The sequence below is a fragment of the Leptolyngbya sp. CALU 1928 genome (assembly GCF_056784215.1).
The window spans coordinates 873,067-886,126 of sequence record NZ_JBXBCE010000001.1; the positions used below are offsets into that span (position 1 = coordinate 873,067).

16 protein-coding genes are annotated in these 13,060 nt (G+C 47.6%); 11 read left to right on the forward strand and 5 right to left on the reverse strand.

The window, feature by feature from the left end; translation table 11 throughout:
• The first annotated feature begins 80 nt into the window (after nt 1-80).
• A complete protein-coding gene (locus AC1S5B_RS03980) occupies nt 81-1,460 on the forward strand; it encodes an oligosaccharide flippase family protein (RefSeq protein WP_482034408.1) in 1,380 nt (459 codons plus the stop codon).
• 155 nt (nt 1,461-1,615) lie between these two features.
• The gene (locus tag AC1S5B_RS03985) at nt 1,616-2,479 is read left to right on the forward strand and encodes a glycosyltransferase (protein ID WP_482034409.1); all 864 of its coding nucleotides are present in this window, start codon (nt 1,616-1,618) and stop codon (nt 2,477-2,479) included.
• Nucleotides 2,480-2,583: 104 nt separating this feature from the next.
• On the opposite strand, the gene AC1S5B_RS03990 is transcribed toward AC1S5B_RS03985, so the two are convergent.
• Complete coding sequence (locus tag AC1S5B_RS03990) at nt 2,584-2,856, reverse strand: cupin domain-containing protein (protein WP_482034410.1); 273 nt, start codon at nt 2,854-2,856, stop codon at nt 2,584-2,586.
• A complete protein-coding gene (locus AC1S5B_RS03995) occupies nt 2,853-3,422 on the reverse strand; it encodes a hypothetical protein (RefSeq protein WP_482034411.1) in 570 nt (189 codons plus the stop codon). Before AC1S5B_RS03995 ends, AC1S5B_RS03990 begins: the two co-directional genes overlap by 4 nt.
• Before the next feature lie 181 nt (nt 3,423-3,603).
• On the opposite strand from AC1S5B_RS03995, the gene AC1S5B_RS04000 reads away from it, so the two are divergent.
• From AC1S5B_RS04000 to AC1S5B_RS04015, 4 genes are all read left to right on the forward strand, one after another.
• Nucleotides 3,604-4,767 (forward strand): ferrochelatase, encoded by a 1,164-nt coding sequence (locus AC1S5B_RS04000; protein WP_482034412.1) that lies wholly within the window; start codon nt 3,604-3,606, stop codon nt 4,765-4,767.
• 54 nt (nt 4,768-4,821) lie between these two features.
• Nucleotides 4,822-5,376 carry a GNAT family N-acetyltransferase gene (locus AC1S5B_RS04005; protein ID WP_482034413.1) on the forward strand — a complete coding sequence of 185 codons (555 nt, stop codon included), beginning with the start codon at nt 4,822-4,824 and terminating at the stop codon, nt 5,374-5,376.
• 66 nt (nt 5,377-5,442) lie between these two features.
• On the forward strand, nt 5,443-5,817 hold the full coding sequence (locus AC1S5B_RS04010; RefSeq protein WP_482034414.1) for a DUF1823 family protein: 375 nt from the start codon (nt 5,443-5,445) through the stop codon (nt 5,815-5,817).
• An 87-nt stretch (nt 5,818-5,904) separates the two neighbouring features.
• The gene (locus AC1S5B_RS04015; RefSeq protein ID WP_482034415.1) at nt 5,905-6,033 is read left to right on the forward strand and encodes a hypothetical protein; all 129 of its coding nucleotides are present in this window, start codon (nt 5,905-5,907) and stop codon (nt 6,031-6,033) included.
• A 15-nt stretch (nt 6,034-6,048) separates the two neighbouring features.
• Here AC1S5B_RS04015 and AC1S5B_RS04020 read toward each other — a convergent pair whose 3' ends face one another.
• Entirely contained in the window at nt 6,049-6,804 is a 756-nt protein-coding gene (locus tag AC1S5B_RS04020; protein WP_482034416.1) for an MORN repeat-containing protein, read from the reverse strand.
• Between the two features lie 588 nt (nt 6,805-7,392).
• On the opposite strand from AC1S5B_RS04020, the gene AC1S5B_RS04025 reads away from it, so the two are divergent.
• Nucleotides 7,393-8,214, forward strand: a complete 822-nt coding sequence (locus tag AC1S5B_RS04025; protein ID WP_482034417.1) for a hypothetical protein — start codon at nt 7,393-7,395, stop codon at nt 8,212-8,214.
• Nucleotides 8,215-8,312: 98 nt separating this feature from the next.
• Here AC1S5B_RS04025 and AC1S5B_RS04030 read toward each other — a convergent pair whose 3' ends face one another.
• Together AC1S5B_RS04030 and rsmI are read right to left on the reverse strand one after the other, a co-directional pair.
• Nucleotides 8,313-8,645 carry a hypothetical protein gene (locus tag AC1S5B_RS04030; protein ID WP_482034418.1) on the reverse strand — a complete coding sequence of 111 codons (333 nt, stop codon included), beginning with the start codon at nt 8,643-8,645 and terminating at the stop codon, nt 8,313-8,315.
• Between the two features lie 69 nt (nt 8,646-8,714).
• Entirely contained in the window at nt 8,715-9,566 is an 852-nt protein-coding gene (gene rsmI / locus AC1S5B_RS04035) for a 16S rRNA (cytidine(1402)-2'-O)-methyltransferase (RefSeq protein ID WP_482034419.1), read from the reverse strand.
• A 74-nt stretch (nt 9,567-9,640) separates the two neighbouring features.
• On the opposite strand from rsmI, the gene AC1S5B_RS04040 reads away from it, so the two are divergent.
• From AC1S5B_RS04040 to AC1S5B_RS04055, 4 genes are all read left to right on the forward strand, one after another.
• Entirely contained in the window at nt 9,641-10,492 is an 852-nt protein-coding gene (locus tag AC1S5B_RS04040) for a sugar kinase (RefSeq protein WP_482034420.1), read from the forward strand.
• A gap of 73 nt (nt 10,493-10,565) precedes the next feature.
• Nucleotides 10,566-11,417 carry a 3'(2'),5'-bisphosphate nucleotidase CysQ family protein gene (locus AC1S5B_RS04045; RefSeq protein ID WP_482034421.1) on the forward strand — a complete coding sequence of 284 codons (852 nt, stop codon included), beginning with the start codon at nt 10,566-10,568 and terminating at the stop codon, nt 11,415-11,417.
• Between the two features lie 474 nt (nt 11,418-11,891).
• On the forward strand, nt 11,892-12,131 hold the full coding sequence (locus AC1S5B_RS04050; protein WP_482034422.1) for a hypothetical protein: 240 nt from the start codon (nt 11,892-11,894) through the stop codon (nt 12,129-12,131).
• A 175-nt stretch (nt 12,132-12,306) separates the two neighbouring features.
• Entirely contained in the window at nt 12,307-12,987 is a 681-nt protein-coding gene (locus tag AC1S5B_RS04055; protein WP_482034423.1) for a DUF642 domain-containing protein, read from the forward strand.
• Nucleotides 12,988-13,060 lie beyond the last annotated feature (73 nt).

Here is a 13,060-nt window from a genome sequence, read left to right on the forward strand (position 1 = left end):
TTTTTTGGCTAACGTTCCCCAGTTTTGTTTGCTCAACAGCACACCTGTTTGCGAAAACACTAAAAGCCCAGGATTTACGAATGTCTGAAAGTCCTCTTGATAAACAGCCAGATGAACCCGTGGTTAAGCAGTCCCCCTCCTTGATGCAACGAGTCTTTAAAGGCTCAGTTTGGACTTTGGGAGGATATGGGCTTAGTCAAGTTATTCGTTTAGGGAACAACTTTCTATTAGCGCGGTTACTCTTTCCTAAAGCTTTTGGGTTAATGGCGTTGGTTTATACCTTCATCAATTCGCTTGAAATGCTTTCAGATCTTGGAATCAATGTCAGCATCATCCAAAATAAGCGCGGAGATGATCCTAAATTTCTGAATACAGCCTGGACTGTTCAATTTATTCGTGGAGTGATCCTGTGGATTTGTGCCTGCTTAATTGCAATGCCAGCCGCCTCTTTTTATAAAGAACCGCTATTGCAATACTTGCTAATCGCCATTGGCTTTACAACAGTGATCAACGGGTTGGTTTCAACAAAAATGGCAACGGCAAACCGTCAGTTGGCATTAAAACAGTTGACCATTCTGGATTTTGGGACTCAACTGATAGCAATGATTATCACAGTGACGGGGGCATGGGTTGCTCACGTAGCGAATGCGCCTGAAGACACTGCTGTTTGGTCGCTGGTTGTGGGTGTATTTGCCGCTTCGATTGTTAGAACCATCTTGAGTCACACAGTTTTAGAAGGAATACCCAATCGCTTTGATTGGGATCAAGAGGCTTTCAAGGAAATTTATCACTTTGGTAAATGGATATTCTTTAGCACTGCGTTAACCTTGTTCACGATTCAAGGCAACAACTTCATCATTGCAGGCTTATTAGGCGTAAGCTTTTTTGGAATTTTTACTCAAGCCCAAACCCTATCACGAGCGGCTAATGAGTTGATCTTGATTTTCGGACATCGGGTTCTTCTGCCGTCCTATTCTGAGTTAGTGCGCGATCGCCCCGAACGATTGCGCCCCGTTTTACGGCGATCGCGCCTTGTGCTAAATGGTGTCAATCTGCTTGCTTGCTCATTTTTTATCTTTCTGGGAAAGCCGTTAATTCATTTTTTGTATGACAGTCGCTATGCAGATGCAGGGTGGATGCTGCAAATTTTAGCGGTGGGGGCAATGGTGAATGTTTTGGGGTACACCTACATGGATGTTCTCATGGCTCAGGGTAAAACGGCTCTCCTGCCTCTGATGCAAAGCATTCAAGTCGGTATTCAGCTAACGACTGTTTTTACTGGCTATCACTTTGGCGGTCAATTTGGCGCGATCGTGGGCACTGCCGCCGTGGGCTGGTTTCTGTACCCCGTTCAGGCGATCATCTTTGCCCGCTTACATCTCTGGCAGCCCGAAGTAGATCTGCCAATCCTCAGTATTGCTTCCGTTTTGGCAGCGTTGGTGCTGATGCAAGTCATTTAGTTCAAAGCACTTTCTCCAGCTTCTTCGGAAATCCCTAATCAAACCGCTACTTTGTAACAGTCACGCAGGAATTACACACCATGAGGTTTTTTGGTTTTTACGTTCTGAATCTTGAGCCAACTATTCTTGCCTTCATCACAGGGAGTGGTAACCCAATGTACACCCCACCGGAATGGCTACAACCCGTCGCTGTCATTGAGCATATTCCTTGGTGGCACGGAAAGGTAAGAACCATGCTAGGGCGTAAAGTCAAACAATTAGCATTTTCATTGAATGGCATCGAACATCATCTAATGGTTCATGCAAAAGACGAAGAAAAACTACGTCGGGCTTGTCGTGTTCGGGGGGCTTTCATTAGTCAAAACATCTATCTTTCTGATGGCATCTTTAAGCCTCTAAACCTAGAAAAAATTTATGATGCTATCTACGTCGCACAATTACAGCGATTTAAGCGGCACCAGCTAGCCAAGCAAGTTGAACGTCTCTATGTTGCTTGTAGTGGAGATTTGAAGTCATTTTGTCCTGAGATTTCCCATGCAGAATTCAATAAAAAATACCTCGAAAAAACAGAGCTAAGCGAAATCATAAATCAATCCTTTTGTAGTTTGGCATTGTCAAAAGAGGAAGGAGGAATGTTGGCTAGCTTTGAGAGTCTATTATGTGGAGTGCCTGTAGTGACAACCCCCTCTAGGGGCGGACGAGATGAATTTTTTGATACTGATAATGCGATCGTCGTTCAACCCAATGCTGACGCAGTTGCAGCAGCAGTAAATCATTGGAAGTCTCATCCGCCCAACCCAAAAGTCATTCAGGCTAAAGCCTTAGACCAGCTTAAGGGGCATCGTCATCAGTTTTGTGAGTATGTTGCACTCTTGATTAAGCATCATGGTGGGGGAACCGTTAAACCTGAACGCCTATACGATCGCTATTTCAGTCATCCCTTGGGCATCAATAGTCGCTTTATTTGGGCAGATAAATTTGATGATCAAAGCCAGTTAGCGAGAGTCCAAAACGATTAAGTCTCTTGCAAGCCCAAAAGCCATTTTCGACAAAATAACGCATCTTTAAGGCGTATCAAAGAGAGTACTTCCCGACTAGAGGCAAAGAGCAAGCAGCCCAGTAATCAGCTAAACAGGTAGTGTTTTTTCACATCGCTGAGAATGTTCCAGGTGCAAGTCATGCCTGCCGGAAAAATGACCAAATCACTCTTGCCCATGGCGATAGGCTGCCGACCCCTTGGGGTAACAATCACTTCCCCTTCCAAGAAATAACAGGTTTCCGAATTACCGTAGTACCAAGGAAATTCAGAGATTTCCTTCGTCCAAATATCCCAAGTGAAAACGCCAAGCAGGTCTAAACGTTTTTGGCTGGGGTTATGTTCTACTTTGATGTTCATAAAGATGATGAGAAGTCAGATTCTAAATTGTAGCGGTGAAGCAGGGTGGCGATAAAGGATGCGGCGATCGCGCGGGTCGGTTGCGCGTTAACTGGCTGCTGCCACCCTTGAACGAGGTGGGGCGATCGCCAGAGTTCCAAATGCTCCACGGCTGGATCGGCATAAAAGCTCGACTCTCCGGCACCTAACAGCGCTGAACTCCAATGGGTAAAGTGGTCGTGGCTGAGCCGATGAATCGGAAAATCTCCCCACAAAGGCACACCCCAGCCGTCGAGAGCGATGAATCCTTGAATAGTGCCGCCCATCGCCTGCCAACCGTGTGCTGCGGCGATCGCGCCCACTACTCCGGCACTGAAGGCAATGATCGCGATCGGGGAGTTCAAATCGGGTTGAGTCAACTGTTCACGCAGCCAGTGCAGAATCTCTAGCCCAGAGTAAGCCGGATAGCGATCAGTGGGAAAGACCAACCATGAAAACGTGTTGATAGCTGTAACAGATGCCAACCCTTGGATAAAACATTCTGTTAGGTGCGGTTCATGCACTCCCGGACAGACAACAACCTGCATTTTCTCACTTTCGCCCCATTGTTTTAGTCAATCTGCTATTTATTCCGTTTGATGCTCGTCCCCCCCATAGGGATGTTAGCCTAGGGAAATCATTAAATCTTACTGGTCATCTTTTTAGACTGGCTACACAAAGAGCCTTCTAAGCTAAAGCATTTTTGTCCGATTTACCGAGGGATTTTACGTGGTCGCTACTTCTGATAAACTCCAAACTTTGCCAACTGCCACTGCCCAAAGCCGCGTTGCCGTCTTGCTGATGGGCTATGGCGAAGTGGAAAGCTACGAAGACTTTGCCAATTATAATGAGCAGGCATTAAACCTACTCACCGCAAAGTTCGCTCCCGTGCCGACCTGGATTTATCCGCCGTTGGCAAAGCTGTTGGCGATGTTTGATTTGCATGAGTGGGGGCATCAGCATGGCAACTTTATTTCTCCTCATAATGCCATTTTCGAGCGGCAGCGTCTGGGCATTGAGCAGAATTTGCAGGAGCGTTGGGGCGATCGCGTCAAAGTGTTCAAAGCGTTTAACTTCTGTGCACCCTTTTTGCCAGAGCAAGTTTTAACCCAGGTTAAGGAAGAAGGCTTTGATAAACTGCTGATCTATCCCTTGTTAGTCGTCGATTCGATTTTCACCAGTGGTATTGCCGTCGAACAGGTGAACCAAGCATTGCAAAATCTGACGGACGAGGGCGAACATTGGGTCAAAGGCACTCGCTACATTCCATCGTTTTACAATCAGCCTGCCTACATTGACCTGATGGCGCAACTGGTCGAAGACAAGATCCAGGCAGAATTGGCTCAGTCATACTTGCCTTCCCAAATTGGGATTGTGCTGATGAACCATGGCTGTCCTCATAAGGCGAAAGGCTTTACATCGGGAATTGATGAAAGTCAGGCAATGTATGAACTGGTACGCGATCGCCTGATCTATCGCTATCCGTTGATTTCTGTGGGCTGGCTGAATCACCAAACCCCGCTGATTGAATGGACACAGCCTAACGCTGATTTGGCAGCGCGAAATTTGATGGCAGTAGGCGCTAAAGCGCTGGTCTTCATGCCGATTGGATTTGCCACGGAAAACCATGAAACCCTGCTCGATGTTGCCCACATCATTGAGGGGCTTAGTCGTAAATACCTGAATGCTACCTACGTGCAAATGGATTGCGTTAACGATAATCCCAAATTTCTCGACATGATTGCGGATTGGGCACATCCTCAAATTGAGGCACTGTTTGAAGAGGACGCGATCGCGGTCAACCCCAGCCTAGCGCCTGCTCATATCCCTCATGATCATGGACACCACGGGCACAGCCACGGACACAGCCACGATCACGGACATCAGCATTAGGTTGAGAGCTAGGGTTAGAATTAGAATCTATCCTGCCTCAAGCCAATTGAAACTATGTTGATTCGCTTTGAAACTGATCGCCTATTGATTCGCGATTGGCTTGCTCAGGAAGACGCTGAGCAAGCTTTTGAAATCTATGGCGATCCAATTGTCATGCAGTTTATCGGCAGCGGCAAAACAGAGGAAAGCGTCGAAACTCAGCGCCTATCGTTGCAGCGAATGGTTAACCGCTATGCAGAGTTGAATAATGGCACTGGAGCTTGGGCGATCGCCGAAAAAATTAGTGGGCTAATAGTGGGAACCGTCATCTTAAAGCAACTGCCCGACGGTGACGGGCAACTCACCCACGACTACGAAATCGGCTGGAATTTGAGACAATCATCTTGGGGCAAAGGATACGCCACGGAATCGGCTCGTCCCGCGATCGCCTACGGTTTCCAAAGCTTAAATCTGCCAGCCATTTATGCAGTGACTAATCCCGCTAATCTCGCTTCTATTCGGGTCACACAGCGCTTAGGCATGACTCCCCTAGGACGAACGCAAAAGTATTACGGGGTTGAAACAGAACTCTTTAAACTTGAGAACCCTAGTCAAAAGAAAGGCTGCTAAAAATTAGCGTCATTCTCTCAATCGCTGAATCTCAAACTCTGCTATCACTCACAACCTTAAATCGCTATGTCGGATCTTCCCATATTAACAACTGCCACTGTCTGGGCAATTCTTAAAGACGAACTTGATGATGCGACGGCGAATCGTTTGGTGTGGCAATGTTTGGGCTATCAGCAAAATGAAACGACGGGTGAATGGGATACGAGTTCAGTTGCATTAGATTGGCAAGAACTTTATCCGGAGCCGCCAGATTTTATCGAAAATCGTCCGCCTACGGTGAAGTTGACGCGATCGATTCCCGCAGAAAATAAACAGCTACTGAAAGAAAAGTTGGGGTTTCAAGGCTATACCGTCAGTGAACTGGTTCCTCGCAAAACTCGCCGTGCCACGATCGCCAACTGGCTGCTCAGCTATATGCAAATCCACGCGATCGCCGATTAATCGATCTAAAATAATGTAGTAACTCTGATGAAACTCTTCTCTACTCCCCTTTTGCAAGCTGTTGTCCCGTAGTGAGCCGAGCAACAAGTGATTCATTGGCACTTATTGGAACTGGTTCGCGATCGCCGTTTGAGTCAACTCACCTTTGAAGACCACCTACTCTGTCTATGGCTTGTCCATGGCTTGTTTATGGCTGTTGCCTGGGCTTGCTTTTAACAACTACGATCGGCATTAGTTACCACCGTCTTTTGATAATCCTGGTTTTCCTTCGCGAAATTCACCCGTGTAGCGCTTGCCATTTGCATACACCAGAGTTCCACGTCCATTCGGGCGACCGTTAAACAGTTCACCTGTATAAGACTGGAACGTGCTTTCCCGTGGGAAGGTGCAGGTGCCTTTTCCGCTCAAGGTATTGTTGAAAAAAGTACCATTACAAACCGTGCCATCGGCATTGGTAACGACCCCTTTACCATTGATCACACCAAGATAAAATTGTCCATTGTAAGAGTAAGCAGCTTTGCCATCTTTAAAGAAGGAAAATTTGCCAATTCCATGAGGTTGTCCGCCGGCAAATTGACCAACATAGCGATCGCCATTGGCAAAACTATAAGTGCCGCGCCCATGAAATTCTCCATTCCTAAAAGTTCCTTCATAACGGCGATTGTCAGCGACGGCTAAAAACATCCCCTTCCCATTAGGTCGCCCATTTTTCATTTGCCCTTGATAGCGATCGTCATTGTCATAGACAAGCGTGCCATTCCCATCAAAGGTTCTATTCCGAATTTGCCCGCGATAGTATTTATATGGTGTACCAACCGCTTTTTCAGCTTGATTTACACAAATTCCTTGACCACTATTTCCCTGAAATTGTCCTTCACATCGCCAAATGTTTTCATCTGCATCTTTCAGTTCAAGATAGCCATACTTTGCGTAAACGGGCGAAATGCTACTCAATCCAATCAACGTACTGACTATTGCTAAAGCCATTCCCTGAGGAACAGAGTGAATATAGGGTTTCGAGCAATTTCTCATTTTGCCTCCTCAAAATTCTGTCAAGAACGATTTGCCCAAATCAACACAACTTTGCTGTTAAGCCGATGATGTTTCAACCATAAAGTGTCTATCTAATAAGAATACGAAACTGTCTTCTTAACTGCAATCATTCTTCCCAAGATGGCAAAATTTACCCACTTTAAAAGAGAAATTCGACTCTTATGAGCATTTATCCAAACCTCATGCAAGAAGACTACAATACTAGCAATCATTCTTTATATCAAAGATGTCTATCTTAGTTGATCACCTGTTTATGGGAGAGTCAACTTAAGCGGTGCTAAGAATGGAGAGTAACCTATTTGTGATTTATCTATCCATTCACTTATTGAGGTTTTCTATTTTATGAGGTAATTTTTTTAAATAAATGGTGGCTTGGTTTCTCAATAAACGATTCATAAAATATTAATCATGCGCTGATTGTTATTTCAAAAGCAAAAAATCTTACTCACAAAATTTACGATTTTCGACAGATGAATCTGATTAGAGTTATCTTGGAACTAAAGCAGTTGGAGGATTGAAATCATGGGTTCGCAAAGACTAGTTGCATTGATTGGGGCTGTCACTGTTGCGATCGCTGGTTGTAGCTCTGAAGACACCACCACCCCTACGGCTAGCGCTCCATCTCCCGATCCTGCGGCTACTACTCCCGTTCCAGCAGTTTCACCTGTCCCTGCTGCTAAACCCTTAGTTGTTCAAACAAAACAACCCACTCGCGTAGTTGCAGGACTCATTCAACCCACCAACGCTACGGAACGTGCAAAGCAGGTTGAATCCGAAATTAGAAATAGCGAAAATAGAAACCCATTTGTTGGGCTTCCCCCTGCCTTACCTAGACCCACCACTAACCCAGCAAAACCAGTGCCTACGGTTGCAGGGTTGCCCCAAGCAGGCGCAGGGACAGGCGGCGCACAGCCATCTAGAACAGGCGCACAGCCAACCAGCAATAAGACAAACAGCCCGATCGCCACTGGTCCACTAATCCCTCCCATTTCACTAGAAGCGGGTCCCACGCTGCCAACTGCTACAGGTGCGCCACTAGGGGTTAATGTTCCACCCGTTCTTCCTGCGGCTCCGGTGCCACCTTCAACCACCACCGCTACTGCGGTCGAAATTACTGGAGTGGTGTTTGTCGGCAATACTCCCCAAGCCATTGTGATCGCGCCGGGTGATCCAGGTAGCCGCTATGTGGGCGTTGGGCAGCGAGTTTCTGGTGGCAGAGTGTTGATCAAACGAATTGAAATGGGAGCAGGGTCTGTTCCAGTTGTTATTTTGGAAGAGAACGGGGTAGAAGTTGCTAGAAGCGTCGGTGAAGGAGCCGCACCTGCGAAGCAAGCAAGTCTTTAAACTCGCTAAATACAGAGATTTTACCCCATCCATTTCCCCATATCCAGGAATCACATTAGCATTGCTGAATGCCAATTTCTTCATGCCGTGCAACCCTATCAAAATCTGAGGCTACGAGCGGTCAATAGCCGATAGCCAACGGTGAGAGCGGTAAACGCCAGCACAAAATTCCATAGGCTCGTGGGCTTGAGGGATACACCACTTCTAAGAAACACCATCACAATTCCTGCAATCAGAAAAATCCAGCCAAAACTTCTAGTTTGTCGTGGAAACACAACTAGACAGATGATCCCAATCATTAAGGACAAAACAGAGCCAACTGCGGGTAGATTTCCCCAGAAAAATGGCGAGAAATAAGTCGAGAAAATCACGTTTTGACCCAAGACGTAAGTGCCTGCCAGTAGAAACAGAATGCCAATTAGCTTTTGCATAATGATTGATGCTTTGGATTGTGTTTAGTGTTCCCGGATCGGGCTAAACATTTCTGATTGGGGAATCTTTTAGGATTCGGTTGGCAGAGACAGGGCTAGCTGATAGATTTGGCGGCGGGGCAGGGCGGTTTGTTGAGCAAGCTGGCGGCTGGCTTCAGAACGAGAGAGTCCTTGATTGATGAGGGCTTGCAGTTCGGTTTTAAGGGCTTCGTCTGATAGGAGCAATGGGTTGAGTTCGGCTCCTGCGAGAACTAGGGTGAATTCTCCCATCGGCTCACGATCGCGGTAGTGATCAATCGCTTCAGCAATCGTGCCGCGCCAAAATTCTTCGTGCAGCTTGGTGAGTTCTCGTGCCAACACGATCGCGCGATCGCTACCCAATATCAGCAGATCTTGCAAAGTTTGCCGTAACCGATGGGGCGCTTCATAAAACACCAAGGTGCGGGATTCAGATTTAAGTCGTTCCAAATGGACGCGGCGATCTTTGGGCTTGGCGGGCAGAAAGCCTTCAAACACAAAGCGATCGCTGGGTAAGCCAGACGCAATTAAGGCTGCCACCACTGCACTACAACCGGGAATCGGCACAACGGTTAGCCCAACTTCTACACAGGCTTTGACCAACTCATAGCCCGGATCAGAAATTCCCGGCATTCCGGCATCGCTAACCAGGGCGATCGCTTGCCCTTGTTGCAGCCGCTCTACCAGTTCCCCGGTGCGAGTCATGCGATTGTGTTCGTGATAGCTGACTTGAGGCGTAGTGATTTGAAAGTGGTGCAGTAGTTTTCCCGTGTGGCGCGTATCTTCAGCCGCGATCGCGTCCACGGCTTGCAGAATTCGGACGGCTCGGAAAGTCATGTCTTCCAGATTCCCGATCGGCGTTCCCACAATATAAAGCGTTCCTGGTTTAGGATCAGATGGCACGATTTTCTTTCAATATAAATTGTTTGATTGGTGCGTTAGGCTGTCGCTAACGGCACCCTACGGTTAACCGCGTGATGCATGGACTGTTTGTCGGACTGACGACGCTGGATTTAATTTATCAGGTGATAGAACCACCGCAGCCAAATCAAAAGCTAGTGGCGTTGGATTATACTGTGACGGCTGGCGGTCCGGCGACGAATGCAGCAGTGGCGTTTGGGGCTTTAGGGGGGCGGGTAAGTCTGCTAAGCGTGGTGGGCTGTCATCCGATGACGCAGTTGATTAAGGCAGATTTGCAGCAGTGCGGTGTGTTGCTGTTGGATTTTGATTCAGCATGGTCTGAGTTCCCACCGGTCTCTTCTATTATCGTCACGAAAGCAACGGGCGATCGCGCGGTTATTTCAATCAATGCTGCCAAACTTCAGGCAACCCCGGCTCAAATTCCTGCCGATATTTTGTACGGTGTAAATATTGTGCTGTTGGATGGACATCAACTGGCAGTAGGAACAGCGATCGCCCAACAAGCCAAGGCGCTCAATATTCCCATTGTGCTAGACGGCGGCAGTTGGAAACCGGGTTTAGAAAGTCTGCTGCCACTGGTAAATTATGCCATTTGCTCGGCTAACTTTTATCCGCCCCACTGCAACACTCAAGCGGATGTAGTGGCATATCTAAAAAACCTAAGCGTTTCTCATATCGCTATCACGGGCGGAGAGCAACCCATTTGGTATGACGATCGCGCTCAGACAGGCACCATTGCCGTTCCTAAAATTCAACCTGTTGATACCCTGGGCGCAGGCGACATTTTTCACGGTGCGTTTTGCTATTTCATCCTGCAAACCCCCTTTGTAGACGCATTGGCACAATCAGCAGAAGTTGCCGCGCGATCGTGTTTATCTTTCGGCACCCGCCAGTGGATGAAAGAATGACATCTGACACCTGACACCTGATCCCCGACACCTCAGAGTGATAGGGTGATTGCAGCGATCAAGGAGAAGTTTAATGACAGACAAGAATTTGCAGGAGTTACTCGCGATCGCCCGTGCTGTTGGCTGGGGCGCGGGAGATATTTTGCTGGCGGCTCAGAAGACGGATCTTGAAGTACAAGATTTGGCAGATGGACCTGTCACCATTGCCGATGATGCTGCAAATGACTACATCTTGAACACGCTTCACGCTAATTTAGGCACCGAGGATTTTGGTTACTTAACGGAAGAAACCTATAAGCTGCAACCTGACAGCGATCGCTTAGCAAAATCGTTTGTCTGGATCATTGACCCGCTCGATGGCACTAACGAATATATTCAAAAAACCGGAGAGTTTGCGGTACATATTGCCCTAGTGCAGGATCATCGTCCGGTGGTGGCGGTGGTGGCTTGTCCCGCAGTCGGTCGGCTCTACTTTGCCGCGCTCGGCAGCGGCACGTTTGTAGAACAAAAGGATGGCACGATCGCCCCAGTGCAAGTATCTCAGCGTGACCAATTCGAGCAGATGATCGTAGTTACGAGCCGCAGCCATCGCAGCGATCGCTTTAACCAACTCATGCAGCAGTTCCCCTGCCAAACGCAAAAATCCATAGGCAGCTTAGGCGGTAAAATCGCCGCGATCGCCGATCAACACGCTGATATTTACCTTTCTCTCTCTGGCTCCTCGGCTCCCAAAGACTGGGATCTCGCCGCCCCAGAACTGATATTGACCGAAGCAGGCGGTAAATTCACCCATTTTGACGGCACCCCCCTGCTGTATAACCGCGAGGATGTCGCTCAATGGGGCGGTTTACTCGCCAGCAATGGCACCCGTCATGAAGCCCTTTGCCTTGAAGCAACGCGCATTTTGACGGCGATCGAGGGTTAAGCGATCGTGACCAACACGCTAATCGTCCTTTACGTTGCAACCTTTAAAGCTTGAGAAGCGTGAACAAGGGGCTTAGGCTCCTTGTCTAGGCAACTTAGACGCATATCAGCTTAGTATCGGAAATCAGAATAATCCTTGCCCTTGCCAAACATAATTCATGGGACTTTGTGGGTTAAAAATCCATCTTGAAGCATAATCCTTAAGTCCCTTTTTTCTCTACGACAGAGTGAGGTTGAAAAGATGCAGGTGTAAATGATTTTAAACAACCTGGATTAAGACCCTCGTGAGGAAGATATTTTCATCTTTCCAGCCTGTTTGCTCAAAAGCGCTTGTAGTTTATCGAACAGTTGCTTCCTTTGATTCCGCTGGTCGCAATCCCAAAGCAGACTTAGCTATGGAGTCCTCAATCTCGGATTGCTTTGTATTTGAGATGGCGCGAATTACCACCGTTCTCAAGCCGTCAAGGACTGTTTAGTGTCAGTTAACCACGGGCTAGAAGAGTCAAAGTGGGCGATCGCTTGCATTCGGCTTGCTCCCAACGACCCCAGTCAGAACCCGGTTGAGGATGTTTGGTTGCAGGCAAAGCAGCTTATTCGAGAGTTCTATGACTTGTGCAAGTCATCCACATCGGTGAAGGGTGCATGGCACGTTTTCATGAATCATCTACGATCGCCGCATAGAGTTCCCAAATCCGGAAGAGACTCACCATCCTAGATAAAAGATTCATCTAAATCCAGTGTTATGTTGCACTCTAGTAAGTATCGGTTGATACGATAGACACTTCTCAGTGGACAAAGCTAGGATGCCAATCATGAATGCATCACTGCAATAAAGTGCTTCTTAAGCTCGATTGGCACCCTTTCCCTTCATCCATTAGCGAGAATTCACCATGAACATCCAAAAACTTTCTATCGTTATCGCTCTAACAGTTTCTGCGATCGCTGGCATGAGCATGACTCAATCTGCCGCTGCGGGTGAACTAGTCAAAAACGGCAGCTTTGAAAGCACTCCTACCCCACTTAGCAATGGCGGTTGGTCTACCTATAGCGCGATCGAAGGCTGGAAAGCAACTGATGGCGGCAAAATCGAAATTCAACGGGGTGCTGCTGGTAAAGCCTTTGATGGCAGCAACCTGCTTGAGCTAGACAGCCACCACTACAACCAAAATGCATCCGTTTTAGGGGTATTCCAAGATTTGGCAACCGAAATCGGTAAAACCTACACCCTGTCCTTTGCTTACTCTGCTCGTCCTGGCACCGCTGCTGCTCAAAATAACTTCAGCGTTCTGTTTGGCGATAGCTTTAAGCAAACCATTCAAGGAAGCCAAGGTGGAAGCCAAACTCTCTGGAACATGTTCACCACCAATGTGACAGCGACCAGTTCTTTGACCCGCTTGCAGTTTAACTATGAAGGAACCCGTGACACGTTAGGTGCTTACATTGACAATGTTGGTGTTTCTTCTTCTTCCGCAGAAGCTGCTCCTGAACCAACCACCATGGTAGGGATGGCGCTAGCGGGGATGGCTGTGGCATGTCGTAAGAAGTTGGCTATGCGTAAACGCGAAGCATGATTGCTGGAAGACCTTTGCTAGTGCCATTGACAACTTCAGCTTAAAACATGTTTTTTGTGGGCAGTCTCAGGGC

What these genes read in the sequence shown, in the direction of transcription:
- AC1S5B_RS04040 (WP_482034420.1), top strand. Translation starts at nt 9,641, where the DNA reads ATGCATGGACTGTTTGTCGGACTGACGACGCTGGATTTAATTTATCAG.
- AC1S5B_RS04025 (WP_482034417.1), top strand. Translation starts at nt 7,393, where the DNA reads ATGGGTTCGCAAAGACTAGTTGCATTGATTGGGGCTGTCACTGTTGCG.
- AC1S5B_RS04030 (WP_482034418.1), bottom strand. Translation starts at nt 8,645, where the DNA reads ATGCAAAAGCTAATTGGCATTCTGTTTCTACTGGCAGGCACTTACGTC.
- AC1S5B_RS03990 (WP_482034410.1), bottom strand. Translation starts at nt 2,856, where the DNA reads ATGAACATCAAAGTAGAACATAACCCCAGCCAAAAACGTTTAGACCTG.
- AC1S5B_RS04010 (WP_482034414.1), top strand. Translation starts at nt 5,443, where the DNA reads ATGTCGGATCTTCCCATATTAACAACTGCCACTGTCTGGGCAATTCTT.
- AC1S5B_RS04055 (WP_482034423.1), top strand. Translation starts at nt 12,307, where the DNA reads ATGAACATCCAAAAACTTTCTATCGTTATCGCTCTAACAGTTTCTGCG.
- AC1S5B_RS04020 (WP_482034416.1), bottom strand. Translation starts at nt 6,804, where the DNA reads ATGGCTTTAGCAATAGTCAGTACGTTGATTGGATTGAGTAGCATTTCG.
- AC1S5B_RS03980 (WP_482034408.1), top strand. Translation starts at nt 81, where the DNA reads ATGTCTGAAAGTCCTCTTGATAAACAGCCAGATGAACCCGTGGTTAAG.
- AC1S5B_RS03995 (WP_482034411.1), bottom strand. Translation starts at nt 3,422, where the DNA reads ATGCAGGTTGTTGTCTGTCCGGGAGTGCATGAACCGCACCTAACAGAA.
- AC1S5B_RS03985 (WP_482034409.1), top strand. Translation starts at nt 1,616, where the DNA reads ATGTACACCCCACCGGAATGGCTACAACCCGTCGCTGTCATTGAGCAT.
- AC1S5B_RS04005 (WP_482034413.1), top strand. Translation starts at nt 4,822, where the DNA reads ATGTTGATTCGCTTTGAAACTGATCGCCTATTGATTCGCGATTGGCTT.
- AC1S5B_RS04045 (WP_482034421.1), top strand. Translation starts at nt 10,566, where the DNA reads ATGACAGACAAGAATTTGCAGGAGTTACTCGCGATCGCCCGTGCTGTT.